21 protein-coding genes and 1 pseudogene are annotated in these 24,738 nt (G+C 72.6%); 6 read left to right on the top strand and 16 right to left on the bottom strand.

What is annotated here, in order from left to right:
• Positions 1 to 3 precede the first annotated feature (3 nt).
• The 13 genes from FOF48_RS31235 to FOF48_RS31165 all read right to left on the bottom strand — a co-directional run bounded on the left by FOF48_RS31235 (position 4) and on the right by FOF48_RS31165 (position 14,616).
• Positions 4 to 633 carry a cytochrome c oxidase subunit 3 gene (locus tag FOF48_RS31235; RefSeq protein ID WP_143907664.1) on the bottom strand — a complete coding sequence of 210 codons (630 nt, stop codon included), beginning with the start codon at positions 631 to 633 and terminating at the stop codon, positions 4 to 6.
• Positions 623 to 2,230 carry a cbb3-type cytochrome c oxidase subunit I gene (locus tag FOF48_RS31230; protein ID WP_143907662.1) on the bottom strand — a complete coding sequence of 536 codons (1,608 nt, stop codon included), beginning with the start codon at positions 2,228 to 2,230 and terminating at the stop codon, positions 623 to 625. The genes FOF48_RS31235 and FOF48_RS31230 overlap by 11 nt, the downstream gene beginning before the upstream one ends.
• Positions 2,211 to 3,251, bottom strand: a complete 1,041-nt coding sequence (coxB, locus tag FOF48_RS31225; RefSeq protein WP_143907660.1) for a cytochrome c oxidase subunit II — start codon at positions 3,249 to 3,251, stop codon at positions 2,211 to 2,213. The genes FOF48_RS31230 and coxB overlap by 20 nt, the downstream gene beginning before the upstream one ends.
• Complete coding sequence (locus FOF48_RS31220; protein ID WP_143907658.1) at positions 3,248 to 3,610, bottom strand: hypothetical protein; 363 nt, start codon at positions 3,608 to 3,610, stop codon at positions 3,248 to 3,250. The genes coxB and FOF48_RS31220 overlap by 4 nt, the downstream gene beginning before the upstream one ends.
• The gene (locus tag FOF48_RS31215; protein ID WP_143907656.1) at positions 3,607 to 4,797 is read right to left on the bottom strand and encodes a hypothetical protein; all 1,191 of its coding nucleotides are present in this window, start codon (positions 4,795 to 4,797) and stop codon (positions 3,607 to 3,609) included. Before FOF48_RS31215 ends, FOF48_RS31220 begins: the two co-directional genes overlap by 4 nt.
• A complete protein-coding gene (locus FOF48_RS37365; protein WP_255442878.1) occupies positions 4,794 to 5,759 on the bottom strand; it encodes a cytochrome c in 966 nt (321 codons plus the stop codon). The genes FOF48_RS31215 and FOF48_RS37365 overlap by 4 nt, the downstream gene beginning before the upstream one ends.
• Entirely contained in the window at positions 5,756 to 6,286 is a 531-nt protein-coding gene (locus tag FOF48_RS31205; RefSeq protein ID WP_143907654.1) for a DUF3341 domain-containing protein, read from the bottom strand. The genes FOF48_RS37365 and FOF48_RS31205 overlap by 4 nt, the downstream gene beginning before the upstream one ends.
• Positions 6,283 to 7,707: an NrfD/PsrC family molybdoenzyme membrane anchor subunit gene (gene nrfD, locus FOF48_RS31200; RefSeq protein WP_143907652.1), complete on the bottom strand. Its 1,425-nt coding sequence runs from the start codon at positions 7,705 to 7,707 to the stop codon at positions 6,283 to 6,285. The genes FOF48_RS31205 and nrfD (FOF48_RS31200) overlap by 4 nt, the downstream gene beginning before the upstream one ends.
• On the bottom strand, positions 7,704 to 10,943 hold the full coding sequence (locus FOF48_RS37360) for a TAT-variant-translocated molybdopterin oxidoreductase (RefSeq protein WP_255442876.1): 3,240 nt from the start codon (positions 10,941 to 10,943) through the stop codon (positions 7,704 to 7,706). Before FOF48_RS37360 ends, nrfD (FOF48_RS31200) begins: the two co-directional genes overlap by 4 nt.
• Complete coding sequence (locus FOF48_RS31180) at positions 10,931 to 11,581, bottom strand: cytochrome c3 family protein (protein ID WP_143907650.1); 651 nt, start codon at positions 11,579 to 11,581, stop codon at positions 10,931 to 10,933. Before FOF48_RS31180 ends, FOF48_RS37360 begins: the two co-directional genes overlap by 13 nt.
• Positions 11,582 to 11,790: 209 nt before the next feature.
• Entirely contained in the window at positions 11,791 to 12,747 is a 957-nt protein-coding gene (locus tag FOF48_RS31175) for a protein kinase (RefSeq protein WP_161666304.1), read from the bottom strand.
• A gap of 118 nt (positions 12,748 to 12,865) precedes the next feature.
• On the bottom strand, positions 12,866 to 13,462 hold the full coding sequence (locus FOF48_RS31170) for a hypothetical protein (protein ID WP_143907646.1): 597 nt from the start codon (positions 13,460 to 13,462) through the stop codon (positions 12,866 to 12,868).
• A 167-nt stretch (positions 13,463 to 13,629) separates the two neighbouring features.
• Positions 13,630 to 14,616 (bottom strand): SDR family oxidoreductase, encoded by a 987-nt coding sequence (locus FOF48_RS31165; RefSeq protein ID WP_143907644.1) that lies wholly within the window; start codon positions 14,614 to 14,616, stop codon positions 13,630 to 13,632.
• Positions 14,617 to 14,903: 287 nt separating this feature from the next.
• Between FOF48_RS31165 and FOF48_RS31160 the strand changes: the two genes are divergently transcribed.
• Positions 14,904 to 15,437 (top strand): DUF1440 domain-containing protein, encoded by a 534-nt coding sequence (locus tag FOF48_RS31160; RefSeq protein ID WP_161666306.1) that lies wholly within the window; start codon positions 14,904 to 14,906, stop codon positions 15,435 to 15,437.
• A gap of 67 nt (positions 15,438 to 15,504) precedes the next feature.
• On the opposite strand, the gene FOF48_RS31155 is transcribed toward FOF48_RS31160, so the two are convergent.
• Complete coding sequence (locus tag FOF48_RS31155; RefSeq protein ID WP_161666307.1) at positions 15,505 to 16,104, bottom strand: DUF2378 family protein; 600 nt, start codon at positions 16,102 to 16,104, stop codon at positions 15,505 to 15,507.
• 134 nt (positions 16,105 to 16,238) lie between these two features.
• Entirely contained in the window at positions 16,239 to 16,631 is a 393-nt protein-coding gene (locus FOF48_RS31150; RefSeq protein WP_161666308.1) for a response regulator, read from the bottom strand.
• Positions 16,632 to 16,829: 198 nt separating this feature from the next.
• Here FOF48_RS31150 and fdh point away from each other — a divergent pair, with 198 nt between their 5' ends.
• From fdh to nrfD (FOF48_RS31130), 3 genes are read left to right on the top strand one after another with little or no spacing between them, the layout of a single operon-like run.
• The gene (gene fdh, locus FOF48_RS31140; protein ID WP_255442873.1) at positions 16,830 to 20,093 is read left to right on the top strand and encodes a formate dehydrogenase; all 3,264 of its coding nucleotides are present in this window, start codon (positions 16,830 to 16,832) and stop codon (positions 20,091 to 20,093) included.
• A 4-nt stretch (positions 20,094 to 20,097) separates the two neighbouring features.
• Positions 20,098 to 20,898: a 4Fe-4S dicluster domain-containing protein gene (locus FOF48_RS31135; protein ID WP_186002144.1), complete on the top strand. Its 801-nt coding sequence runs from the start codon at positions 20,098 to 20,100 to the stop codon at positions 20,896 to 20,898.
• On the top strand, positions 20,895 to 22,112 hold the full coding sequence (gene nrfD, locus FOF48_RS31130; protein WP_143907637.1) for an NrfD/PsrC family molybdoenzyme membrane anchor subunit: 1,218 nt from the start codon (positions 20,895 to 20,897) through the stop codon (positions 22,110 to 22,112). The genes FOF48_RS31135 and nrfD (FOF48_RS31130) overlap by 4 nt, the downstream gene beginning before the upstream one ends.
• A 126-nt stretch (positions 22,113 to 22,238) precedes the next feature.
• Here the strand turns inward: nrfD (FOF48_RS31130) and FOF48_RS31125 are convergent, their stop codons facing one another.
• Positions 22,239 to 22,850, bottom strand: coding sequence for a molybdenum cofactor guanylyltransferase (locus tag FOF48_RS31125; protein WP_143907635.1), 612 nt, complete (start codon positions 22,848 to 22,850; stop codon positions 22,239 to 22,241).
• 179 nt (positions 22,851 to 23,029) lie between these two features.
• Here FOF48_RS31125 and glp point away from each other — a divergent pair, with 179 nt between their 5' ends.
• Positions 23,030 to 24,283 (top strand): gephyrin-like molybdotransferase Glp, encoded by a 1,254-nt coding sequence (gene glp, locus FOF48_RS31120; RefSeq protein WP_143907633.1) that lies wholly within the window; start codon positions 23,030 to 23,032, stop codon positions 24,281 to 24,283.
• Positions 24,280 to 24,738, top strand: a pseudogene (gene mobB, locus FOF48_RS37355) (molybdopterin-guanine dinucleotide biosynthesis protein B); the annotation flags it as partial. The gene glp and the pseudogene mobB, both read left to right, overlap by 4 nt.

The raw sequence follows: 24,738 nt of genomic DNA, 5'->3' as shown, positions 1-24,738 counted from the left end.
TCCTCATGACAGGTACAGGATGGGATAGACGAACAACCAGATGACATCCACCAGGTGCCAGTACATGCCGCCCAGCTCCACCGGCGTCGCGGACTCCGCGCCGAACGCCCCTCCCGCCGAGCGCACGCCCAGCACCGTCAGCACCCCCACGCCCACCGTCACGTGCACCGCGTGGAGGCCCGTCAGCAGGAAGTATAGCGTGAAGAAGAGGCTCGCCCCCACCCGGGGCACCTCTCCGAACCGGTACGCCGCGCCCGGCAGCCCGCCGTCCTTCACGTGCTGCGCGTACTCCACGCCCTTCACCCCCAGGAACACGACGCCCAGCAGCGCCGCCGCCAGCAGCAGCACGCCGCCCAGCCCCGGCCTGTCCTCCCGCACCGCGTGCACCGCGAGCGCCACCAGGACGCTGCTCGTCACCAGCAGGAAGGTGTTCAGCGTGCCCAGCCCCACGTTCATCGTGAGCTGCGCCGCGCGGAACACCTCCGGGTACACCGAGCGATACACGCCATAGGCCGTGAAGAGCCCCGCGAACAGCAACACCTCCGTCGCGATGAAGACCCACATGCCCAGGTACGCCGCCTGACGGCGCGCGCCCTCGGAGCCCCAGTGCCCCGTGACGGCCTCAGGCGGCATGCGGCACCTCCTCCCGCGCGTACTCGTGCGGGCCCGTGGGGAACTCGGGCGTGACCGGGAAGTTGTGCGTGGGGGGTGGAGAGGCGGACTTCCATTCGAAGCCCTCGCTGCCCCACGGGTTGTTCCCCGCGACGGCGCCGTAGCGCAGGCTCCACGCGAGATAGCCCGCGATGCACACGAACCCGAAGGCCAGCAGCGACGCACCCGCCGTGGAGGCCACGTGCAGCGACTGGAAGTGCGGCGGATAGTCCGCGTACCGCCGGGGCATCCCCATGTTCCCCAGCAGGAACTGCGGCACGAACGTGGCGATGAAGCCGAAGATGATCAACACCGCCGCGCCGTTGGCCAGCCTCCCGGGGAAGCAGCGCCCGGACATCTTCGGGAACCAGTAGTGCAGCGCCGCCAGGAACGCCATCACCGTCGCCCCCACCATGATGAAGTGGAAGTGCGCCACCACCGAGTACGTGTCGTGCCAGTGCAGGTTCAGCGACGTGGTCGCGTACGCCACCCCAATCATCCCCCCGAAGAAGAGGAAGAACATGAACCCCAGCGTGTAGAAGAGCGGGGCCTCCATCGCGATGGAGCCCCGGTAGAGCGTGCCCATCCACGAGAAGATCTTGATCGCCGTGAAGATGGCCACCAGCATCGACATCGCGCCGAACGCGCCGGAGCCGAAGGTGGACTGGCCCGACGCGAACATGTGGTGGCCCCAGGTGAAGAAGCCCACGAACGCGATGCCCAGCGTGGAGTAGACGACCATCCGGTAGCTGAAGGCGTTCTTGCGGCTGAAGGCGCTCACCGCCTCGCTGATGACGCCCATGGACGGCAGCACCATGATGTAGACGGCCGGGTGGCTGTAGAACCAGAACAGGTGCTGGAAGAGCAGCGGGTCGCCGCCGCGCGCGGGGTCGAAGATGCCCGCGTCCACCACCCGCTCCAGCGCGACGAGCACCAGCACCATGCCGAGCACGGGCGTCGCCAGCACCTGGATGATGGACGTGCCGTAGATGGCCCAGACGAACAGCGGCAGCTTCATCCACGTCAGGCCCGGCGCCCGCAGCGTGTGCACCGTGGCGATGAAGTTGAGCCCGGTGAGGATGGTGGAGAACCCGATGATGAACACGCCCAGCAGCACCGGCAGCACCGCCGTGCCCGTGGTGGTGCTGTAGGGGGTGTAGAAGGTCCAGCCCGTGTCCGCGCCGCCCTCGAACATGCCCCACAGCGTGACGCTGGCGCCCAGCACGTAGAGGTAGACGGACGCCAGGTTGAGCCGGGGGAAGGCCACGTCCCTCGCGCCGATCATCAGCGGCACCAGGAAGTTGCCGAAGGCGGACGGGATGGCCGGAATCATGAACAGCCACACCATGGTGACGCCGTGGAGCGTGAACATCCGGTTGTATGCCAGATGCCCCATGATGGTGCGGCCCGGGGTGAGCAGCTCGATGCGCAGCGCCAGCGCGAACACCCCGCCCAGGAAGAAGAAGCTCAGCGTCAGCCCCAGGAACATCAGGCCGATGCGCTTGTGGTCATGCGTCGTGAGCCACGACCACAAGGTGCGGCCGTCCGTCAGGTAGGACTCAGCGGCCGGTGGGGACATAGACGGGCTCCTCCGCCGCGGTGACGCCCGGGCGCATGGGACGCAGGGACTTGATGAACTCCACCAGCGCGCCGGAGTCCTCCGCGCTCAGGCGCCCGTGGTAGCCGGGCATCACGGGCGCGTAGCCGGCCACCACCTTCGCCAGGGGGTCCATCATCGACTCGGTGAGGTACGCCTCGTCCGCGAGCACGACGCCGCCGCCCTCCAGCGGCTCCCTCCGTCCGTACAGCCCCAGCCACGTGGGGCCGATGTGCGGCGCGCCCGTCACGGTGTGGCATTGCAGGCAGCCCTGCGTGGCGGCGATGTGCTCGCCCCTCGCGGCCATCGTCTCCGGTCGCGGCCGGGTGCTGGCGCCGGGCAGGGCGGCCACGGGGATGTTGCTTCGCTGCGCGTCCCGCCAGGACTCGAAGTCCGCGGGCGACAGCACCACCACCTCCCCGCGCATCTGCGAGTGGTCCAGCCCGCAATACTCCGCGCACAGCACCGGGTGGCGGCCGGGCTTCGGGGCCTCGAACCAGAGGTCGGTGTAGCGGCCGGGCACCGCGTCGCGCTTCATGCGGAAGTCCGGCACGTAGAAGGAGTGGATGACGTCGCGCGAGGTGATGAGCAGCCGCACCGGGCGGCCCGCGGGCACCACCAGCGTGTCGATGGCGCTGGGGCCTCCGGGATAGGTGAACTTCCACATCCACTGCTTGCCGGTGACGTACACATCCAGCGCGTCCCGGGGAGGGCTCATCACCCAGACGAACTGCCGGAAGCCCAGCACGAACCAGAGCAGGAACAGCGACAGCGGCACCCCGATGAACAGCGCCTCCAGCCACACGGGCGCGACGATGCGCGGCGTGGGGTCCGTCGCCGTGCGCCGGTGGTAGCGCGCCAGGAAGACGACGCCGACGCCCCCGATGCCCGCCGCCACCGCGAGCGTGGTGAGGAACAGGGCGTAGTGCAGGTGATCCACCTGGACAGCGAAGGTGGACCCTTGTTCGGGGAGGAAGAACAGGCGGCGCAGCAGCTCGTTCATCGCTCGCCCTCCCCGTCCGGGCTGGAGAGGAGCTGCTCCATCGCCGCTTCGAGGGGCTGGTGGATGAGGCCCGCGTCCACGTCCGCCCAGCCATAGCCGTCCAGCTTCGCGCGCTGCTCCGCCTTCAACACGTCCGCGCGCCGGTCCAACGTGAAGGGAGCCTGGTTGACCATGCCCACCTGCCAGGTGCCCGGGGCCACGGGCAGGGGGTTCTCGGACGCGGGCCGCCAGTACACCCACAGGCCCCAGGCCGCGACGCTGGCCGCGGCGAGCAGCCCGAGCGCCACGGCGCCCACGCGGATGAGCCAGGCGGTGGGCAGTCGCTCCATCTCAGGAGGCGGTGGCCGGGTCTCCCTCATGGCGGGCGCACCTGGAGCGAGTGGACGAGGTACGGGTCTCCCACCGGCACCGGGTACGTGCCGCGCGCGCACCAGAGGGCCAGGGCCACGGACAGCCCGCCCACCCCCACCCACGCGGTGAGCGCCGTCCAGGGGAAGGTGACGCGCTCCGGAAAGAGCGAGGGGAACAGCAGCCACGCCACGTCCACGGCGTGCATGAAGAGCAGCCACAGCGCCACGCCCGCGAGCATGCGAGGCCGCGCCTTCAGCTCGCGCGACAGCAGCAAGGCGAAGGGCAGCACGAAGTGGCCCAGCACCAGCAGCAGCGACAGGACGCCCCAGCCGCCCTCCAGGCGGACGCGGTACCAGCTCACCTCCTCTGGCAGCGAGGCGACCCAGATCAGCATGAACTGCGAATAGGCGATGTAGGCCCAGAAGCAGACGAAGGCGAACATCAGCGTGCCCAGGCGGTGGTAGTGGCCGGGGGACAGCAGGCTGCCGAAGTGCAGCGTGTCGCGCGTGGCCACGCCCGCGACCACCAGCAGCGCCAGCGCGCCCACGAAGGCGCCGGAGAAGACGTGGACGGCGTACATGGTGGACTGCCACGTCGCCTCCAGCGACATCATCCAGTCCAGCGTCATGAAAGAGAACGTGAGCGCCAGCGCGGGCAGCGAGCCCCCGCCCAGCCGCCGCTGCCACAAGGTCCAGCGCACGTCGCCCGTGGCGTCCTGGCGCAAGGACCAGCGGTGCAGCAGGTGGCCCACGACTCCCCAGGTGACGAAGTAGAGCGCCGCGCGCCCCAGGAAGAAGGGCACGTTGTTGTAGGGCCGCCGATGCTCCAGCACGTGCAGCGTGTGCGCCCCCAGGTCCGCCGGGGGCTCGACCCACGGGAACAGGTGCCGCAGACCCAGCGCGAGGGGCACGAAGAGCAGGAGGAACAGCGGCGCGGTGGCGGCCATCACCTCCTGCGCGCGGCGCAGCACCACGGGCCAGCGCGCCTTCGCCGCGTGGAAGGTGGCGAGCAGCAGCAGCGCGCCCAGGCACAGCCCCAGCCAGTAGGTGAAGCCGAAGAGGTAGCCGGCCAGGGCGTCGCGCACGTCCAGGAAGGCGCCGAGCGCGGTCGCGGCCAGCCCCCCCACGCCCAGCGCCGCGCTGATGGTCAGCGCGCGCTGCCCTCCCTCGAAGCGTGGAAGCACGGGGGCCGTCATGGGGCGTGGACCTCCTGGCGAAGTCGCGCCTGCACGTCGGCGGGCGCGGCGGAGAGCGGCGCGCGCTGGCTGCGGCCCAGCGCGCGCAGGTACGCGACCACGGCCCAGCGCTCCTCGGTGGAGAGCTGCGCGCCGTAGGCCGGCATGACGCCGAAGCCCTCGGAGATGACGGCGAAGTAGAAGCCCACCGGATGCGGCAGGTCTCCCGTGGCGGAGCGCTCGTCCAGCCGCCCCTCCATGGCGATGCTGCGGGGCCCCACCAGCGCCACCTGCCGGGCGCGCGCCGACTCCGCCGACGTCACCTGGCTCGCTTCCGGCGCACCGGGGATGCGCGGAGGCCGGTGGGGTGCCCCCCACGCGACCGGCACTCCCGCGTCGCCCATCCCCTGGATGGAAGCGGAAGCGCCAGGCGTCCCCGCGTCGGACCTCCCGCGCGTGTCCCGCACGGCCCCCCACCCGTCCACCTCGCGCGGCAGCGGGAACGCCCCCGGGCCCACGCGCTCGGCCACGGCCCGCGTGCCCGTGTACGGCGCCTCCGCCTCCGCGATGCCGTAGACCTCCTGCGTCGCGTGGTCGTGGGGGACGAACAGCCCGGGCGGCCGGCGCTGCGGCATCTTCCGCGCGACGAGGCTGTCCCCGTCCCCCGTCAGCCCATGGCACACCGCGCACCAGGTGTCGTAGGCCGCGCGCCCCGTCTCCAGCAGCTCGCGGGTCAGCGGCACCGGCACGGCGCGGATCCACCCGCCTCCGGCCGCCAGCCCCTGCCGCCGGGTGGGGTCCTCGCGCGCCGGAGCCCTCCACTCCTGGGCCACCGTGCCCGGCACCAGGGGGCGCATCGCCCGGCCGTCCTCGAAGAACGCGCTCTCCCGGAACGCCTCCGCGCGCGGCTGCGAGGCCATGGGGTCCGTGTCGTCACACGCCGCCATGCCGCCCAGCAGCGCCATCAGCCCCCACCCCCTCATCGCGCCCCCTCCACCACCACCGACACGTGCCGCGCCCCCAGCTCGCGCAGCGCCGCCTCCGCCGCCGGTGCGTCCTCCGCCTCCACCGCCACGCTCGCCCAGAAGCCATCCACGGACGCGCTGCGGAAGGACTCCACGTCGAACACCGGGTGCGTGACGTGCGGGAAGCCGAACATCACCATCAGCGCCCCGAAGACCATCAGCGCCGCGCTCAACACGCCCAGCTCGAACGTGATGGGCAGGTTCGTGGGCGCGCTGTGCAACGGCCGCCCCCCCACATCCAGCGGATAGTCCACCGCGTTCGTGAACCACTGCGTGACGTACGCGAGCACCGCGCCGCCCAACCCGGCGACCAGCGTCAGCAGCGGCAGCCTCGAGCGCTTCAAGCCCAGCGCCTCGAACGTCTCCTCCACCGGGAACGGCGTGTGCGCGTCCAGCCGCGCGAAGCCCCGCGCGCGCAGGTCCTTCAGCGCCACCACCAGCGCCTCGCTGGACGTGAACTCCCCCAGCACCCAGTGCAGGCTCATGGAGCACCGCCCTTCGGGCGCTCGTGCTCCCGCCGGAAGCGCAGCGACGCGTCCACCTCGCGCTGGAGCTCCTTCGTCTCGCTCACCGACACCGGCGGCACCAGCTTGAGGAACAGCAGGAACGCCGTGCCGAAGAAGGCCACCGTGCCGCCCAGCAGGCTCCAGTCCACCCACGTGGGCCGGTACGGCGCCCAGGACGAGGGCAGGAAGTCCATGCTCAGCGACGCCACCACGATGAGGAAGCGCTCGGTCCACATCCCCACGTTGATGAGCAGCGACGCCACCCACAGCACCCCGACGTTCGTGCGCAGCCGCGAGGACCAGAAGAGCTGCGGCACCAGCACGTTGCAGGTCACCTGCATCCAGAACAGCGGCGCGTAGGGCCCGAAGAACTCCGCCTGCGTGGCGTGCATCTCGAACGGGTTCCCGCTGAACCAGGCGAAGAAGTGCTCCTGGATGTAGCCGTACGCCACCATCCACCCCGTGGCGAGCAGCACCTTCGCCATGTTGTCCAGGTGCAGCGGCGTCACCACGTGCTCGATGCCCAGCGCCTTGCGCGCGGGGATGAGCAGCGTGAGCACCAGCGCGAAGCCGCTGAACACCGCGCCCGCGACGAAGTACGGCGGGAACACCGTCGTGTGCCAGCCGGGCAGCTGCGACACCGCGAAGTCGAAGGACACGATGGTGTGCACGCTCACCACCAGCGGCGTGGCCAGCCCCGCCAGCAGCAGGTAGCCCGTGCGCCACTGCCGCCAGTGCCGCGCGGACCCGCGCCACCCCAGACTCGCCAGCCCGTACCAGAAGCGCGCCCGGGGCGTCTTCGCCGTGTCCCGCGCGGTGGCCAGGTCCGGCAGCAGCCCCAGGAACCAGAACAACAGCGACACCGTGAGGTACGTGCTCACCGCCGCGATGTCCCACGTGAGCGGCGAGCGGAACTGCGGCCACGCCCTCAGGCTGCTGGGGTACGGCACCAGCCAGTAGAACTTCCACGGCCGCCCCAGGTGCAGCAGCGGGAAGAGCCCCGCGCACGTCACCGCGAAGAGCGTCATCGCCTCCGCGAAGCGGTTGATGGACCCGCGCCACTTCTCCTGGAGCAGCAGCAGGATGGCGCTGATGAGCGTGCCCGCGTGGCCAATGCCGATCCACCACACGAAGTTGGTGATGCCGAACGCCCACGCCACCGGGATGTTGTTGCCCCACGTCCCCACGCCCACGAGCAGCGTGACGCTCACCGCCACCGTCAGCAGCGCGGTGCCCGCCAGCCCCACCGCCAGCAACGCCCACCACCCGCGTCGCGGCGGCTGGTGCACGTACGCCAGCAACGACTCGCTGTACTCGCGGTCGGAGTGGTGCCCCTCCAGCAGCGGGTGCTCCGTGAGCGGGTCCCCGGGCGCGGGCACCTGTGGATCCGCCGCGCTCATGCGCCCCCCTTCGGCGCCGGGTTCTTCAGGCGCACCAGGTGCACCGTGCGCGGCCGGGTGCCCAGCGTGTTGAGCAGCTTGTAGTGCCGGGGGTCCTGGTGCTTCCGGCGCACCTCCGACTCCGGCGCGAGCAGGTCCCCGAAGGTGATGGCCTCCGTGGGACAGGCCTGCTGGCAGGCCGTGCGCACCTCGCCCTCGCGCACGTCCCGGTGCGCGGAGCGCGCGACGGCGCGGGCCCGCTCGATGCGCTGCACGCAGTACGTGCACTTCTCCATCACCCCGCGCGAGCGCACCGTCACGTCCGGGTTCTGGCGCAGGCCCGCCAGGGGTTCGCGCTGCTGGTACTCCAGGTAGTTGAAGCGGCGGACCTTGTAGGGGCAGTTGTTGGAGCAGTACCGCGTGCCGATGCAGCGGTTGTAGACCATCTGGTTGAGGCCCTCGTCCGAGTGGACGGTGGCGTTCACCGGGCACACGTACTCGCAGGGCGCGGCCTCGCAGTGCACGCACGCCACCGGCTGGGTGATGACGCCCGGGTCGTCCGGGTCGCCCAGGAAGTACCGGTCGATGCGCAGCCAGTGCATCTCCCGGCTCTTGAGCACGCCGTCGCGTCCCACCACCGGCACGTTGTTCTCCGCCTGGCAGGCCACCATGCACGCGCTGCATCCGGTGCACCGGTGCAGGTCGATGGCCATCGCCCACTGGTGCCGCTCGCTCCTCCGGGAGGCGGGCACCGGCGGGTACAGCCGCTCACCCTCCTCCTGGAGGGACTTCAAGGCCCCGGGCCGCGCGCGGAAGGCCGCGTCCGGCAGCTGGAGCGCCAGCTCGCGGCCCTCCATGCTCCAGTGCTCCTGCGTGAGCGCCAGGGCGTGGTGACGGCCCGCCTTCGTGACACGCAGTCCCGGCGCGCCCCAGGGCGCGTCCCGGTGCCGCAGCCGGTACGCGTTGACGCCCACGCCCTGGCCCACCGGGCCCACGCGCTCGCGGCCCTGGCCCAGCGCCAGCGTCACGGTGTCGTCCGGCTGGCCGGGGAGCACCAGCACGGGCACCTCCAGCGCCTGCCCGAAGAGCTCCAGCCGCGCCACGTCCCCCTTCTCCAAGTCGAGCGTCCGGGCGGTGGCGGGCGACAGCAGCGCAGCGTTGTCCCAGGTCAGCTTGGTCATCGGCTCCGGCAGCTCCTGGAGCCACGCGTTGCCGGCGAAGCGGCCGTCGTACAGCCGCGAGTCCAGCACCAGCCCCAGCTCCAGCCCTGGAGCTGCCGCCCCTGGCGCACGGCGCGCCTCGGCCACCACCGCCGCCGCGTCCAGCGCGGCCCGCGCGGGCGGTGCCTGGGTGCCGGGGATGACGCCGTCCGCGAGCCACGCCTCCCACCGCGCCTCGAAGTCCGGAGGTGAACCCGAGCGCTCGCGCCACAGGGACTGGAGCAGCTCGTACGGGCTCCGCGACTCCAGCCCCGCGAAGGCGGCCAGGACCTCCACCTCCTGCACCGCGCCGGGAAACAGGGGCGCGATGAGCGGTTGCAGCAGCGACGCGGTGCCGTCCGGGGCGCGTCCGTCGCGCCAGGACTCGAAGGGATGCGTCGCGGGGACGAAGGTGGAGCAGCGCGCCGCCGTCTCGTCCTCGTGGAGTCCGTGGTACAGCCGGAAGGGCGCGCGGGCCAGCGCCTCCTGGAGGCCCGCGTCCACCGCGGCCGTGTAGACCGGGTTCCACGCGGTGATGATCAGCGTGTCCACCCGTCCCGCGCGCAGCTCGTCCACCAGCGAGGTCAGCGCCTCGGGCCCTCCCGGTGGGAGCGCCACGGGCTCCACCAACCGGGGCGCGTTGCCCAGCGCTTCGTCCACCGCGAACGCCAGCGCATGCGCCAGCGCGGGCTGCCGAGCCCCCACCGTCACCCGCCCCTGTCCCCGGTGCGCGAGCAGGTCCCTCGCCGCGCCGCGCACCCAGGCGCGCTGCGCCTCGGTCAACGCGCCCTCGGGGACGCGGAGGTCCGCGAGCCTGGCTCCCGCTCCAGGCGCCGGTGCGCCCGCCGTGGCATTTGGGCGCTCGAGCCCGGCTCCCGCTCCAGGCGCCGGTGCGCCCGCCGTGGAACCCGGGCGCTCGAGCCCAGCTCCCGCTCCAGGCGCCGGTGCGCCCGCCGTGGCACCCGGGCCCGCGAGCCCGACTCCCGCTCCAGGCGCCGGTGCACCCGCCGTGGAACCCGGGCGCTCGAGCCCGACTCCCGCTCCAGGCGCCGGTGCACCCGCCGTGGCACCCGGGCCCGCGAGCCCCGCGCCCACCTCCGCCGCCAGCGCGACCATCACCGCGACGCCCTGCGAGGGCTTCATCCGCTGCCGTGCGTCCGCGAAGGCGCCCGTGAGCGTCAGCGTGCTCTCCGCGACCCACAGCCGGTTCATCGCCTCCGGGCCGCGCGCCCTCACGAAGTCCCGCGCCGCACGCAGGTGGCCGGGCTCCGTCGTGGCGAGGAAGTCATCGTCCAGCGCCACCACCACCGCGCGCCCCACGTCGTGCACCACGTCCAGCGGCCGTCCATACGCCAGCCGCGTGCCCTCCACGCGCCCGTCCGCCAGGGCCGCGCCACAGGGGATGATGCGCGCCCGAGGGAAGCGCTGCTGGATGCGCGCATGCAGCGCCTGCACCAGCGGGCTGCCGGTGGGCTCCACCAGGAAGCGCAGCCCCGCGCCTCCGTCCTCGCGCGAGGCCTGCTTCAACAGCGCATCCCGCACGGTGCTCCACGCGACCTCCACGCCCTGGAGCCGGGCCGTCCTCGCCCGCGCGGGGTCGTACAGGCCCAACAGCGCGGCCTGCTCGAAGACGCCCGCCGCGCCCAGGCTCGCCGGGTGCGACGGGTTGCCCTCCACCTTCGTGGGCCGCCCCTCATGGCTCGCCACCACCAGCCCCACCGTGCGCCCGTTCCACTCCAGCCCCGTGGCGAAGTGCAGCGGCACGCCGGGCGTCAGTCCCTCCGGCGGCTTCGAATAGGGGAGGATCTTCTCCGGAGGCTGCCGGAAGCACCCGGTGAAGCCCGACGCCGCCAGCGACGCCGCCGCCATCTGGAGGAAGGTGCGCCGCGCCAGCCCCTCGGGAGCCAGGGCCGCGCCCTCGGGGTGCTCGCGCGACACGGCCTCGTGGCCGGGCCCTCCCGCGCGCCACTCCTCCAGGCTCCGCCACGCGCGCGGGGCCCCGTCTGGCGAGGACGTGTCCTGGACCTCCAGCGATGCGGGGCCGGTCAGAAGTGGCATGTGTTGCAATCCGTGCGGGGGTGCACGTCGAGCGCGGCCTGCACCGCGCGGCCGGTCGCGCGCGCGTCGCCAGGAGGGCGCCACGTGAGGTTCGCGACCTCGGACACCGGGCGCAGCCAGGGCGTCGGGTCGCGGTGGCAGTCCAGGCACCAGCCCATGGTGAGGGGCGCCACCTGCTGCACCGCCGCCATGGTGTCCACGCGCCCATGGCAGGTGACGCAGCCCACGCCCTTGTTCACGTGGATTTGATGGCTGAACCAGACGTAGTCCGGCAGCGCGTGCACCCGGTTCCACCGCAGGGGCATGCCGTCGAAGCCGCTGGCGCGCACCAGCTCCAGCTTCGCGCTCTCGTTCCACACCTGCGCGTGACAGCCCAGGCAGCGCTGCGTGGGAGGCACCCCCGCCACGGGCGAGCGCCACGCGCCGTCATGGCAGTAGCCGCACGGAATGCCCTCGTCGCCCACGTGGTGCCGGTGGTCGAACGGGATGGGCTGCTCCCGGGGCGCGAACGAGCCACGGCCCAGCGGGTTGCGCGCCAGCAGCAACAGCCCCGCCAACGACACCGCGGGCACCCCCAGCGCCAGCGCGATGAGCGCGCGCAGCCATGAGTCCGTCCCAGGGTGGAACAGCGGTGCCATGCCCTCCTCCGTCCAGCGCGGCGGGCCTCCGCGACTGCTCACGCCGGAGGTGGGCACGACTGTGGGCGCGGCATGACGACAGCCACCAGCGCCTCCATCCCGTCCCGTCGCGTTTCGCACGGCGAGGACGCAGGACGTTGGCTACCCTACAGGTCACTCCGACGGGGGAACGACCGCGCGAGCCCGCACGCGGATCATCCGCGGCCCGCTCAGGACTTCAGCGCGCGCTCACGCACCGGCACGGAGGCGGTCATCACCGACGCCGCGCCCACGTACAGCTCCACCGGCGACAGCGGGCCCGACCCCGGCAACGCCGCCAGCTCCCGCACCACGTCCTCGCGCCCGTGGCACGTCCCGCCGCGCTCCAGACATGCGCGCAGGTCCGCCTGGAGCCGCGCACCGGCGTCCCCTTCGACGGGCGCATCCCGCAGCAACGGCCGCAGCACGTCCCGCAGCGCGGGAGACACGTCGCACGAGGCCGCCGTGTCCCCGGCATCCTCCGGGCCCCCGGGGCGGCCCGTCACCAACTCCCACAACACACGGCCCAGGGCGCGCAGGTCCTCCCGCGCCTCCGCGGACGCGCCGCCCGCGTCCTCCGCGACGGGCGCCACCACGTCCGGCCGCGAGGGCGACGTGAACCGGCGCAGCAGCCGGTGCGCGGGCCTCAGCCCGAAGTCCGTCAGCGTCACCTCGCCCCGAGGCCCCACGCGGATGCGGTGCGCGCACACGTCCCCGTGCACCACGCGCGACGCGTGCGCGGCCTGCAGCGCGCCCGCGACCTCCGCGCCCACGTGACACACGAACGCCTCCGACAGCCGCCCGCCCCGCCCCACCACCCGCCTTCGCGCCGTGGCCAGCGAACAGCCGGGGACGTAGTCCGACACCACCGTCAGCGTGTCGCGCGCATCCACCTGGAAGCCGTGGAGCCGCGCGATGCCCGGATGCCGCAGCGGCACCGCCCGCGCCAGCGCCTCCTCCAACGGACGCCGCGTCTCCGGCGCCAGCCCCGACGCCAGCAGGAACGTCTTCACCACCAGCGGGCGCGCGACCCCGGGGCCTTGCTCCAGCGGCCACACCAGGGACACCCATTCGCCCAACGGACCCCGACCCAGCGGATGGAGGGGTGCGAACGCGGGCAGCCGGGAGACGAACGGAAGCACGGACATGGCGAGCTCCAACCCAACACATCCAACCCGGGACGTCAATCCAGACCGCCCTACGTCCCAGGTCCTGCTTTCCCCGACACCCGGGCCCATGGCCCAGGGTGCCGGAGAAGGCGGGAGGCTAGAAGTAGCCGCCGACCGTGGTGTTGATGCCGATGGTCACGTCGTTGCCGGAGAAGTTGCCCTGCTCCGAGCCCAGGCTGCCCACGCGCTGGCTGATGAGGGCGCGCACCTGCGGGCCCGCGCCCACGAAGAAGTGCGGCGCGACGTGGAACAGGATGGGGGCGTTGAAATCCAGGACGAAGTTCACGTCGCTGGCGCCCGGCACGTGGGCGAACTGCACGCCGAAGCCCGCCTTGGGCCAGAACGACACGCGCTCGTTGAGCGGCAGGTGGTAGCCCACGCGGCCCAGCACGCCCAGGCCCACGACGGTGGAGTCACCGAAGCCGAAGGCCACGAGCGCGGAGGCGCCCACGGACAGGTTCTGCTGGAGGAAGTAGTCCGCCGACGGCTCCAGCCGGACCAGGAACACCTCCGAGGCCGTGTTGTAGCCCAGGAAGCCATTCAGCTCCTGGCTGACGACCACCTGGCCCTGCTGACCGAACGAGGACGAGCGGCCCGGGTCACTGTCCAGGTTGCCATCCGCCGCCACTGCCTCCGCCGACACCGCGAGCCCCGCCACCAGCGCCAGGCCCGTCCACTTGCTGTTTCCACGCATCGAGGTTGCTCCTCACGTTCGCGCCCGGCCGACCCTTCCCGGTACGCATGCGACGCCTCTTCTAATCAAAGAGCGCCGCAACGCGAGGATGTTTTGCCGCCGCCTGACACTTCGCCCAGACAGCCCCTTCCTTTGACCGCGCTGGAATTCCTGATCGCGCCCCGGCCTCAGCGCGCGACGCGGGCCAGGCTCCGCGCGCCCAGCACCGCACCGCCCGTCAGCACCGCCAGCCCCAGCGTCGCCGTGAAGCGCAGCCACGCGGGCGTCGGAGGGACGCTGCCCCGAGGCCCCACCCCTTCCTCCATGGGGAAGAAGAGGTTGCCCTCGGGCCGGTGCGGCGGCGCGCGCGTCATCCGGGGCCGCGCGCCGAAGCGGCCCAGCACCGCCCTGCCCACCGACGGCGCCAGCCGGTCGAGCCACGGCATCCATCGCCCCAGGAAGAACACCGGCACCGACGCGCGGCCTGGACGCCGCGCCCTCCGCACCACCGCCCTGGCCACCCGGTCCACGTCGTACGTGGGCGGCAGCGGCGCGGGCATGCGTCCCAGCGTCGTCGCCGCGTGGTCGAACAGGGGCGTGTCCAGGGACGGCGCCAGCACGTTGGACACGTGGATGCCCGTGCCGGCCAGTTCCACCTCCAGCGCCCGCGCCCACCCCAGCGTCGCGTGCTTCGCGGCCGCGGATGCCGACAGGAGCGGCGCCGCCCCCGACGACAGCAGGCACTGCACGTTGAGCACATGGCCGTGCCCGCGCGCGCGGAAGTGCGGCAGCACCGCCCGGGCGAAGCGGAAGGCGCCGAAGCACGCCACGTCGAACACGCGCGTGAGGTGCTCCCAGGGGAGCTGGTCGAAGAAGCCGTACGACCGCACCGCCGCCGCGTTCACCAGCAGGTCCACGCGGCCGTAGTGCGCCACGCACTCGCGCACCACCCGCTCCACGTCCTCCGCCACCGTCACGTCGCCCTCGGACACCAGACACTCGCCGCCGCGCTGGAGCACCTCCACGCGCAAGGCCTCCAGCGCCGCCTGCCGCCTCGCGGTGACGCACAGCCTCACCCCGGCCTCCGCCAGCCGCACCGCGGACTGCCAGCCCACGCCACTCGATGCGCCGGTGACGATGGCCACCTGTCCCCTCAAGTCCTCGCGACGTGCCATGCGCTTTCGCCCCCCTCCTTCACAGGTGGGCCCTCCAGAGAGCCCCGGCACGCCGCGAGCCTCCGGAAAAGCCGTCCAGCAGGGGGCCCGCCCGCCCGGCCGCCCCTCATGCCAGGGTCGAGGCGGGCCTCGCCCTCCCTCTCTCCGCCATGCACCCGGCCCGGGGCCACCCCACCCTATGGACCAGGGAGCACGCACAGCCCCCGCCCTCCACCGCCGGAGGACAGGGCCGGACGGAGCACCGCGTCTGGCTGAAGCCGTCCCCCCCGACACCGAAAGGACCGCCCATGATCCGCTGGAACCGCCTCCCTCCGTTCGCCCGCGAGGAGCGGCGCTCAATCTGGAAGGACGTCCTCATGGGCGCGGTGGGCGGCGCCGTGGGCACCTTCGCGATGAACCAGTCACAGGCGCTCATCGCGAAGTGGAGCAAGTCGAAGGACGAGGACAGCTCACAGTCATCCGCGCGGGAGCCCGCCACGGAGGTGGCCGCGCGCAAGCTGGCGGAGCCCGTGGGTGTGCACCTGGAGGGCGAACGGAAGAAGGCCGCGGGCAACGCCGTGCACTGGGGCTACGGCACGCTGTGGGGGGCCCTTCACGGCGCCCTGCACGGCCGCGCGCCGCTGGCGGGGAAGCTGTTCGGCGTGGGCTTCGGCCTGGGCCTCTTCCTCTTCGGCGACGAGCTGGCGGTGCCGCTCCTGCGCCTCGCCCCGCCGCCCCACAAGGTCCCGGCGAAGTCACACCTGAGCGCGCTGGCCGCCCACCTCGTCTACGGCACCACCACCGAGGGCACCTACCGCCTCGTGCGCCGCGCCCTGGCCTGAGCCCCGCGCGCGACGGCGAGCGCCACCGGCCCCCGTGCCCTCCAGGAGGGCGGGGGGCTCGCGCGGCTCACGACCAGGAGACTTCGTAGATGGCGTCCACCAGCGACTGCGCCTTGCCGCGCACCTGCACGTCATGCACGCCCGTCACCTCCAGCGCGGACTGGAGGATGCCCTCGTTGTACGGCACCGGCATCAACGAGCGCTTCATCACGACCCGGCCCGACGTGGGGCCCGTCCACTCCACGGTGCGCTCGCCGAAGTTCAGCGCCGTGCGGTAACCGGAGTGCATCAGCTCCAGCAGCCGCTTCGGGTCGCCTCCCGCCTGCTGCACGAAGTCGCGCGCGAACATGGAGTTGAGGAAGTCCAGCATCGCCTGCGTGCCAATCTGCCGCTGCGCCGCCTCATGGCCTCCGACGAGCGGCGACAGCTGTTCGGCCGCCACGTACGACAGCCGCAGGAAGCGCGGGAAGGGATAGGTCTGCATGGGCAGGAAGTCGGCGGTTTCGCCCACCTGCTCCAGACAGCGCGCCACCGCCTGGGGTCCGCCCAGAAAGCGCACCGCGTCCAGCACGCCCAGGAAGAACAGACCCCGGCTCGTGTCCTCCGACGTGGTCGCGGCAAGGCGCGCTTCCAGGTCGCGGGCGACGTCCTCGGGAAGTTCCAGCATGCCAGGAGGCATTAGCGTCGTCCTTTGATTGGGGGAATCCACCAGGCGGGAACCTGACGGGCCACGAGGATTCCACAGGTCACGCCCCACCGCGAGTCCCTGATGGGCTCGGAGCGCCCCTCGCGACACATGTTTCACGACGTGTGAGGTCCTTCCGGTCCTTCCTCGGATGACGGCAGGAAGTGGCGCACTGCTTCCAGCAGTGGATCCACCGCCACCGGCTTGCGCAGGTAGGCCACCGCGCCCGGCGGCCGGAAGGGGCTGCCGGAGAGCACGATGATGGGCACGCCCCGCAGCAGGTGCTCCTGGGACAACCGCAGGAGGAACGCCTGGCCATCCATCACCGGCATCATCAGGTCCAGCAGCACCAGCGACGGACGCGGGTGGGATTGGAGCCACGACCACGCGTCCTCGCCGTGCACGCACTGCGCGACGCGGTAGCCCTCCATCTCCAGCAATGTCGCGACCGCGTCACGGATGTCTTCCTCGTCTTCAATCAGCAAGATGAGGGGGGTCCTGTCTGTCATGCGGGTCTCCACTCGCTCCCCGACACGCCCGGCATTTCCGCTCCGCCTCTTGGGGGCGCGCACGCTCATGCCTGCCCGCCGGCTCGTTCCTAGGGGTTGCTGGACGGAAGCCCGGGCCTCCCCGGCACTGGTCCCCGCCCTCGCGCGTCCCCATCTTGGGGACGCGCGGTGGACCGCGCATCTCCCGGAGGAGCGGCCTTGAAGTTCCGTGAGCTGTTGAACGCTTGGCCCGTGCTGCGGCAGCTCGCCCGGGGGGACGGCCGGGCGCTGGGGGACACGGCGATGTCCGCGCGCAGCCGCGCGCTGGAGCCGCGCACGAAGTCCGCGGACACCGTGGTCAAGTCCATCTGCCCGTACTGCGCGGTGGGCTGTGGCCAGGAGGTCCACGTGCGCGGAGGGCGCATCCTCGACATCGAGGGCGACCCGCATTCGCCCATCTCCCGGGGGCGCCTGTGTCCCAAGGGGGCCGCCACCTTCCAGCTCGTCACGGGCACGCAGCGCGTCCAGCAGGTGCTCTACCGCCGCCCCGGCGGGACGCGGTGGGAACCCATCCCGCTGGAAGAGGCGATGGACCGGGTGGCGGAGCGCGTGAAGCGCACGCGCGACGCGACGTTCGAGCTGACGGACGCGAAGGGCCAGCGGTTGAACCGGACGCTGGGGATGGCGCACCTGGGAGGGGCGACGCTGGACAACGAGGAGAACTACCTGCTCAAGAAGCTGTTCAGCGCGCTGGGCGTCGTGCAGGTGGAGAACCAGGCGCGAATATGACACGCGTCCACGGTGCCCGGTCTGGGCATCACGTTCGGCCGCGGGGGCGCCACGACGTTCCAGCAGGACCTGCAGCACTCGGACTGCATCCTCATCCAGGGGTCCAACATGGCCGAGTGCCATCCGGTGGGCTTCCAGTGGGTGATGGAGGCGAAGGCCCGGGGCGCCAAGGTCATCCACGTGGATCCGCGCTACACGCGCACCAGCGCGGTGTCGGACCTGTACGCGCCCATCCGGGTGGGCTCCGACATCGCGTTCCTGGGCGGGCTCATCCACTACGTGCTGGAGCACGAGCGCTACTTCCGCGACTACGTCGTGCAATACACCAACGCGGCCACGCTCATCCGCGAGGACTTCCTGGACACGGAGGACCTGGAGGGCCTCTTCAGCGGCTTCCAGCCGAAGGACAACCGCTACGACCCGCTCTCCTGGCAGTACCAGGGCGCGGAGGGCGTGGTGCCCGCGGCGGGCCACAAGGAGCTGACGGACGAACCGGGCGCGGGCGGCGGCGGGGATGAGCACCGGGGGGCGCCGAGCGACGAGCACCAGGACCCCACGCTCCAGCATCCCCGGTGCGTGTTCCAGCTGCTCAAGCGCCACTTCTCCCGCTACACGCCCAAGGTGGTGTCGCAGGTGTGCGGCGTGCCGGAAGCGCTGTTCCTCCAGGTGGCGGAGACGCTGTGCGCCAACTCCAACCCCGAGCGCACCAGCGCGTTCTGCTACGCGGTGGGCTGGACGCAGCACTCGGTGGGCGTGCAGTACATCCGCGCCGCGGCCATCCTCCAGCTGCTCCTGGGCAACATCGGCCGGCCCGGAGGCGGCATCCTCGCGCTGCGCGGGCACGCGTCCATCCAGGGCTCCACGGACATCCCCACGCTCTACAACCTGCTGCCCGGCTACCTGCCCATGCCGCGCGCGCAACCCCAGGACCGGCTGGAGCAGTACCTCCGCGACAACACGTCCGGCGGCGGCTGGTTGAGCGAGTTCCCCAAGTACGCCGTGTCGCTGCTCAAGGCGTGGTTCGGAGACAAGGCCACGCGGGCCAATGACTACCTCTTCGCCCACCTGCCCCGGCTGACGGGAAACCACTCGCACATGCAGACGGTGGCGGACATGGCGGACGGGAAGCTCCAGGGCTACTTCGTCATGGGGGAGAACCCGGCCGTGGGCAGCATGAACGGGGCGCTCCAGCGCAAGGGGCTGCGCCAGCTGGACTGGCTGGTGGTGCGCGACTTCACCCTCATCGAGACCGCGGAGTTCTGGCGCACGGCGCCTGAAATCCAGGCCGGGCAGGTGCGCACGGAGGACATCCAGACGGAGGTGTTCTTCTTCCCAGCCGCCGCGCACACGGAGAAGGACGGCAGCTTCACCAACACGCAGCGGCTGCTGCAATGGCACCACAAGGCGGTGGAGCCGGCGGGGGACACGCGCAGCGAGCTGCACTTCGCCTATCACCTGGGCCTCAAGCTGCGGCGGCTCCACGCGGGCTCCACGGACCCCAAGGACGCGCCGCTGCTGGACCTGACGTGGGACTACCCCACGCGGGGGCCGCACGCGGAACCCTCCGCGGAGGCGGTGCTGAAGGAGATCAACGGGTACACGGTGGCGGACGGCCAGCCGGTGGACGGCTTCATGGCGCTGAAGGACGACGGCTCCACGGCGTGCGGCTGTTGGATCTACTCCGGCTGCTACCAGGACGGCGTCAACCAGCCCGCGCGACGCAGGCCCGGACAGGAGCAGACGTGGGTGGCGCCCGAGTGGGGCTGGGCGTGGCCCGCCAACCGGAGGCTGCTCTACAACCGCGCGTCGGCGGACGTGGATGGCAAGCCGTGGAGCGAGCGCAAGCGCTACGTGTGGTGGGACGCGGAGGCGCGGAGGTGGACGGGCGAGGACGTGCCGGACTTCATCGCGGACCGGCCCCCGGAGTACCGGCCGCCCGAGGGCGCGACGGGGCTCGCGACCCTCGCGGGGAATGATCCCTTCCTGATGCAGGCGGACGGCAAGGGCTGGCTCTTCGCGCCCAGCGGGCTGATGGACGGGCCGCTGCCCACGCACTACGAGCCCATGGAGTCGGTGGTGCCCAACCCGCTCCATGCGCAGCAGTGCAGCCCCACGCGCGAGGAGTGGAGGCGCGGGGACAACCCCTACCACCGGGCCTGGGGCGACCCGCGCTACCCCTATCTGGTCACGACGTACCGGCTCACCGAGCACCACACCGCGGGCGGCATGTCGCGCTGGCTGTCGTGGCTGAGCGAGCTGCAGCCGGAGATGTTCTGTGAAATCTCCCCGGAGCTGGCGCGGGAGAAGGGGCTGGCGAACGGGGGCTGGTGCACGCTCCTCACGGCGCGAGGGGACATCGAGTGCCGGGCGCTGGTGACCGAGCGCCTCCGCCCGCTGCGGGTGAAGGGGGCGTGGGTGCACCAGATTGGCCTGCCGTACCACTGGGGCGTCACCGGGCGCGTGCGGGGCGACGCGGCCAACGAGCTGACGTCCTTCGTCGCGGATCAGAACGTGGACATCCAGGAGTCGAAGGTGTTCACGGCGGACCTGAAGGCGGGGCGGCTGCGCACGGGTGAGCGGGCCGCGGCGGGGGCACGGCCGCCGCCGCTCACGGTGCCGGAGGTGCCGCGCGACGTGTCACCACCGGGCCCGGTGGACCACTCGGAAGCACAGGAACCCGGGGAGAAGGAGTAGGCGTATGGGCAGCCGCAAGGGGTTCTTCACGGACACGACGCTCTGCATCGGCTGCAAGGCGTGCGAGGTCGCGTGCAAGCAGTGGAACCAGCTCCCGGACGACGGCTTCCACTTCACGGGCATGTCGTACGACCAGACGGCGCACCTGGGTGCGTCGACGTGGCGGCACGTGGCGTTCGTGGAGCGGCCCGCACCGCTGCAGGGGCAGACGTCGGGCGCGGGGGACTTCTCGTGGCTGATGATGTCGGACGTGTGCAAGCACTGCCAGCGCGCGGCGTGCCTGGAGGCGTGTCCCACGGGCGCCATCGTGCGGACAGAGTTCGACACCGTGTACGTGCAGCCGGACGTGTGCAACGGCTGCGGCTACTGCGTGTCCGCGTGTCCGTTCGGCGTGGTGGACCGGCGCGAGGATGACGGGCGCGCGTGGAAGTGCACGCTCTGCTACGACCGCATCGGCGACGACCAGACGCCCGCGTGCGCGAAGGCGTGCCCCACGGCGTCCATCCAGTACGGCGACCTGGACGAACTGCACGCGCGGGCGGAGTCGCGGGTGCGCGCGCTGCATGGCCGGGGCGTGACGGACGCGTACCTGTACGGCAAGGACGCGGAGAGCCAGCCCGGGACCGGTGGGCTCAACGCGTTCTTCCTGCTGCTGGACAAGCCGGAGGTCTACAACCTGCCGCCGGATCCGGTGGTGCCGACGAAGAAGGCGCTGCGCGCCTGGGCCTCCGTGGCGGCGGGCGCGGTGGGGATGGTCGCGGTGGCGGTGGGCGCGGCGGTGTTCGGGCGGGAGGGGCGCGGATGAGCGACGACACGCTGCTGGACCGGCTGCAACGCAAGGCGGACGGGCGGAACATCGACCCGCGCGCGGGCATCCTCGAAGGCGAGGGGGCCCAGCAGCGGGTGAAGGATCCGGAGCCGCCGAAGCCAGGGCCGGAGGTGCTGGCCACGGTGCCCTCGCGGTCGGGGCCGGACAGCGCCGAGGCCCCGAGTTACTACGGCCTGCCCGTGTTGAAGGAGCCGCTGTGGATCTGGTCCGTCCCCGCGTACTTCTACGTGGGCGGGGTGGCGGGCGCGGCGAGCGTGCTCGGCGCGGCGCTGGAGCACCTGGGGGGACGGCGGCTGGAGCGGCTGGCGGGGCGCTGCCACACGGTGGCCACGGCGGGGGACCTGGTGAGCGCGGGGCTGTTGATCCACGACCTGGGCCGTCCGTCGCGCTTCCTGAACATGCTGAGGGTGTTCCGGCCCACGTCGCCCATGAGCATGGGGTCGTGGGTGCTGGCGGGCTCGGGGGCGGCGAACACGGCGGCGCTGGCGCTGCGGCGACGGCCGGGCGCGTGGGGGAGCCTGGGGCGCGCGGCGGGCGCGGTGGGCGCGGCGTTGGGCCTGCCGCTCGCGGGCTACACGGCGGTGCTGGTGAGCAACACCGCGGTGCCGCTGTGGCAGCAGGTGGGCCGGGTGTTGCCGCTGTTCTTCATGGCCTCCGCGACGGCGAGCGCCGGGAGCCTGCTGTCGCTGTTCCCGCACACGGAAGCGGAGGAGCGGGTGCTGCGCCGCTTCCGGGTGGCGGGCAAGGTGGCGGAGGCGTTCACCCGCGAGGCGGTGGAGCTGGAGGCGCGGCGGGTGGTGGAGGTGGGCAGGCCGCTGCGCGGGGGCGCGTCGGGAGCGCTGTGGGCGCTGTCGCGGACGTGCTCGCTGGCGGGGCTGGGGGTGGACGTGCTGCCGGGACGCGCGCGGTGGAAGCAGGTGACGGCGGACGTGCTGTCCACGGTCGGCGCGGTGGCCGCGAGGTTCGGCATCATCCAGGCGGGCCGGGTCTCCGCGAGGGATCCGCAGGCGACGTTCCAGGGCCAGCGCCAGGGGCTGGGCGCGGCGCAGGTGGAGGGGAACACGGAGGCTTCGGATGGAAGGCCGCTGAGCTTCCCGTTGCCCGTGCTGGGGCAGGGAGCGCCGGAGCGCGCGCCCCGGCCGGACGCCCCCTATGCGCGCTTCATGGTGACGCCGCCGGAACCGTCGTGATGGCGCCATGTTGCCGCGACGTCACGGCGTCGCGCGGCGCTCCGCGCGACACTTCCGTCCGCCAGCAGCAGCCCCGCGTCCCGGCGAGGTTCCACCGTCACTCGCCCTCCGTCCGCCAACAGCCACTCAGCGCGCCGGCAACGTCACGCCGTAGCGCACCAGGTCCTCCGGCGTGTTCACATTCGCCAGCGCACGCAGCTGTGGATCCACCGCGCGCAACGCGGCCTCGGGCAACGTCCGGGTGCGGAAGCGCAGGAGCACGCGCCGCATCGACGGGTCCTCCGCCAGCGCCTCGCCCCACCGCGCCACCAGCCCCGCGCGGTACGCCGCGAGCAGCGGCTCCCAGCGTCCCTCGCGCTCGAAGCACACCGCGTCCACGTCCTCCGCTCGCGCGTCCAGCACGACCCGCGCCGCGGCCTCCGTGACGAACGGCATGTCGCACGCCACCGCGAACACCCACGGCGTGCGCGCCGCGCCCAAGGCCGCGTGGACACCGCCGGGTGCGCCCTTCCCCTTCACCGCGTCCGCCACCGTGCGCGCCCCGAAGCGCGCGTAGGGCTCCGGTGCGTTCGCCACCAACACCACGTCCGCGAAATGCGACCCCAGCGCCAGCAGCCGTTCAAGAGTCGTGCGCCCCTCCACGGTCAGCAGTCCCTTCGCGGCCCCACCCAGCCGGGTCCCCTGCCCCCCCGCCAGGATGGCCAGCGTCACGTCGGGAAAGGTCGCGGATCCGTCCATGTCCGCGGGACCCTACACAGCTTTCCCTTCGTGCACTCCCTGTCCCAACCTCCAAGAAAACACGCCACTCCTGGGATTTCGCCAGGTCCTGGGGGGAGGGAGCAGCCGCGAATCCCACGCTCGCCGTGGACAAGGGCCGCGCCCCACGTCGTAGAGTTCCGCCTCCCCTCTCTGGACGCATGCCGCTGACTCCCCTCTCCGCCGCGCGAATGGCCGCACTCGAAGCCATCGCGCCCGCGGCGCCCGCACATCTTCCATTGATGGAAGCCCATGGACGGTTCCTCGCCACCCGCATCGCGGCCTCGCGCGCGCTGCCCGGCTGCGACAACTCCGCCATGGACGGGTGGGCCGTGCGCGCCGAGGAGACCCGGGGCGCCAACCGCGACCGTCCCGCGCGCCTGCGCGTCGTCGACACCGTCTACGCGGGCCACCTCCCCCGCCGCGCCCTCCAGCCCGGCGAGGCCGCGCGCATCTTCACGGGCGCCCCGCTCCCTCCCGGCGCCGACGCCGTCATCCGCCAGGAGGCCGCGCGCGCCACCGATGACGGCGCCCACGTGGACCTCTTCCTCCACGTCGAGCCCGGCCATGACCTGCGCCGCGCCGGTGAGGAGGTCAGGTCCGGCGCGCCGCTGTTCTCCGCCGGACAGCGCGTGGACGCCACCGTGCTGGGCGTGCTCGCGTCCCTGGGGGAGGCCACCGCGCTGGTGCGCCCCGCGCCGCGCGTCGCCGTCATCGCCACCGGGGATGAGCTCGTGCCTCCGGGGCAGCCCGCGCAGCCGCACCAGGTCTTCGAAAGCAACCGCATCCTCGTGGCCGCGCTCGCGCGCGAGGCCGGCGCGGACGTCACGCAGCTGGCCCGCTCGCGCGACGACGAGGCCGAGCTGCGCGCGCGGCTGGAGCAGCTGGCCCCCCAGGTGGACGTGCTCATCACCACCGGCGGCGCCTCCGTGGGCGACAAGGACTGCGTGAAGCGCGTGCTCGCCCGGATGGGGGCCCACTTCGTCGTGGATGGCGTCGCCCTCAAGCCGGGCAAGCCCGTGGCCGTGGCCCGCCTGGGAACCACCGCCGTGGTGGTGCTGCCTGGCAATCCGGGCGCCGCCACGGTCGCGTTCGATCAATTCGCGCGGCCCCTGCTCTTCAAGCACCAGGGCGTGCTCGAGCAGCGCCGCGTCACCCGCGCCCGCCTCTCCGAGGGACGTCACAAGCAGGCGGGGCTCACCTACCTCGTCACCGTCGCGGCGCTCGACGCGCGCGACGGCGGCGCCGAGCCGTGGGCCCGGCTGCGGCCACAGGGCGCGGGGCAGATCCTCCAGAACGTGGCCGCCCGGGGCTGGGCCGTGCTGCCCGCGGGCCGCGCCGACTTCGCCGAGGGCGAGTGCGTGGACGTGCAGCTCTTTGATCAACCGGACTTCCAGGCCGTGGGGGCCGCGTGAAGCCGCCCCCTGCCCTCGGCATCATCGGCTGGTCCGGCGCCGGCAAGACGACGCTCCTGGAGCAGCTGGTGCGGGCGCTGTCCTCGCGAGGCCTTCGGGTGGCGTGCGTGAAGCACTCGTCGGATGCGCATCCGCTCCACCGTCCGGGCAGCGACACCGCGCGACTCCAGGCCGCGGGCGCGGTGCTCGTGGGCTTCGCCACGCCGGACGGCACGCAGCTCACGACCCAGGAGGCCCTGTCCTCCGCGCGGCTCGCGCGCTACGCGGACCTCGTGGACCTGGTGCTCGTGGAGGGCTGGAAGGACGGACTGCTGCCGAAGCTGGAGGTGTGGCGTGAGGGGCTGGACGCGCCGCTCGCGGCCTCGCGTCCCGGCGTGCTCGCCGTGGTGACGGACGCGCCCGCGCCTCCGCCCGCCCTGGCCCACCTGGAGCGGCTGCCCGCCGACGCGAGCGCC

It is taken from the genome of Corallococcus sp. Z5C101001 (assembly GCF_007352635.1).
GTDB lineage: Bacteria > Myxococcota > Myxococcia > Myxococcales > Myxococcaceae > Corallococcus > Corallococcus silvisoli.
Note: the sequence above shows the minus strand (reverse complement) of the source record. Positions and strands in the feature narration are given on the sequence as shown.

Bases quoted from the DNA above. Each gene is read 5' to 3' on its own strand.
- FOF48_RS31125 (WP_143907635.1), bottom strand. From the start codon at position 22,850: ATGGACGGATCCGCGACCTTTCCCGACGTGACGCTGGCCATCCTGGCG.
- FOF48_RS31235 (WP_143907664.1), bottom strand. From the start codon at position 633: ATGCCGCCTGAGGCCGTCACGGGGCACTGGGGCTCCGAGGGCGCGCGC.
- FOF48_RS31230 (WP_143907662.1), bottom strand. From the start codon at position 2,230: ATGTCCCCACCGGCCGCTGAGTCCTACCTGACGGACGGCCGCACCTTG.
- FOF48_RS31165 (WP_143907644.1), bottom strand. From the start codon at position 14,616: ATGGCACGTCGCGAGGACTTGAGGGGACAGGTGGCCATCGTCACCGGC.
- FOF48_RS31205 (WP_143907654.1), bottom strand. From the start codon at position 6,286: ATGAGCCTGCACTGGGTGCTGGGGGAGTTCACGTCCAGCGAGGCGCTG.
- coxB (WP_143907660.1), bottom strand. From the start codon at position 3,251: ATGAACGAGCTGCTGCGCCGCCTGTTCTTCCTCCCCGAACAAGGGTCC.
- FOF48_RS31155 (WP_161666307.1), bottom strand. From the start codon at position 16,104: ATGCTGGAACTTCCCGAGGACGTCGCCCGCGACCTGGAAGCGCGCCTT.
- FOF48_RS31160 (WP_161666306.1), top strand. From the start codon at position 14,904: ATGATCCGCTGGAACCGCCTCCCTCCGTTCGCCCGCGAGGAGCGGCGC.
- FOF48_RS31215 (WP_143907656.1), bottom strand. From the start codon at position 4,797: ATGACGGCCCCCGTGCTTCCACGCTTCGAGGGAGGGCAGCGCGCGCTG.
- nrfD (WP_143907637.1), top strand. From the start codon at position 20,895: ATGAGCGACGACACGCTGCTGGACCGGCTGCAACGCAAGGCGGACGGG.
- FOF48_RS31150 (WP_161666308.1), bottom strand. From the start codon at position 16,631: ATGACAGACAGGACCCCCCTCATCTTGCTGATTGAAGACGAGGAAGAC.
- FOF48_RS31170 (WP_143907646.1), bottom strand. From the start codon at position 13,462: ATGCGTGGAAACAGCAAGTGGACGGGCCTGGCGCTGGTGGCGGGGCTC.
- glp (WP_143907633.1), top strand. From the start codon at position 23,030: ATGCCGCTGACTCCCCTCTCCGCCGCGCGAATGGCCGCACTCGAAGCC.
- nrfD (WP_143907652.1), bottom strand. From the start codon at position 7,707: ATGAGCGCGGCGGATCCACAGGTGCCCGCGCCCGGGGACCCGCTCACG.
- FOF48_RS31175 (WP_161666304.1), bottom strand. From the start codon at position 12,747: ATGTCCGTGCTTCCGTTCGTCTCCCGGCTGCCCGCGTTCGCACCCCTC.
- FOF48_RS37360 (WP_255442876.1), bottom strand. From the start codon at position 10,943: ATGCCACTTCTGACCGGCCCCGCATCGCTGGAGGTCCAGGACACGTCC.
- FOF48_RS31180 (WP_143907650.1), bottom strand. From the start codon at position 11,581: ATGGCACCGCTGTTCCACCCTGGGACGGACTCATGGCTGCGCGCGCTC.
- FOF48_RS37365 (WP_255442878.1), bottom strand. From the start codon at position 5,759: ATGAGGGGGTGGGGGCTGATGGCGCTGCTGGGCGGCATGGCGGCGTGT.
- FOF48_RS31220 (WP_143907658.1), bottom strand. From the start codon at position 3,610: ATGAGGGAGACCCGGCCACCGCCTCCTGAGATGGAGCGACTGCCCACC.
- FOF48_RS31135 (WP_186002144.1), top strand. From the start codon at position 20,098: ATGGGCAGCCGCAAGGGGTTCTTCACGGACACGACGCTCTGCATCGGC.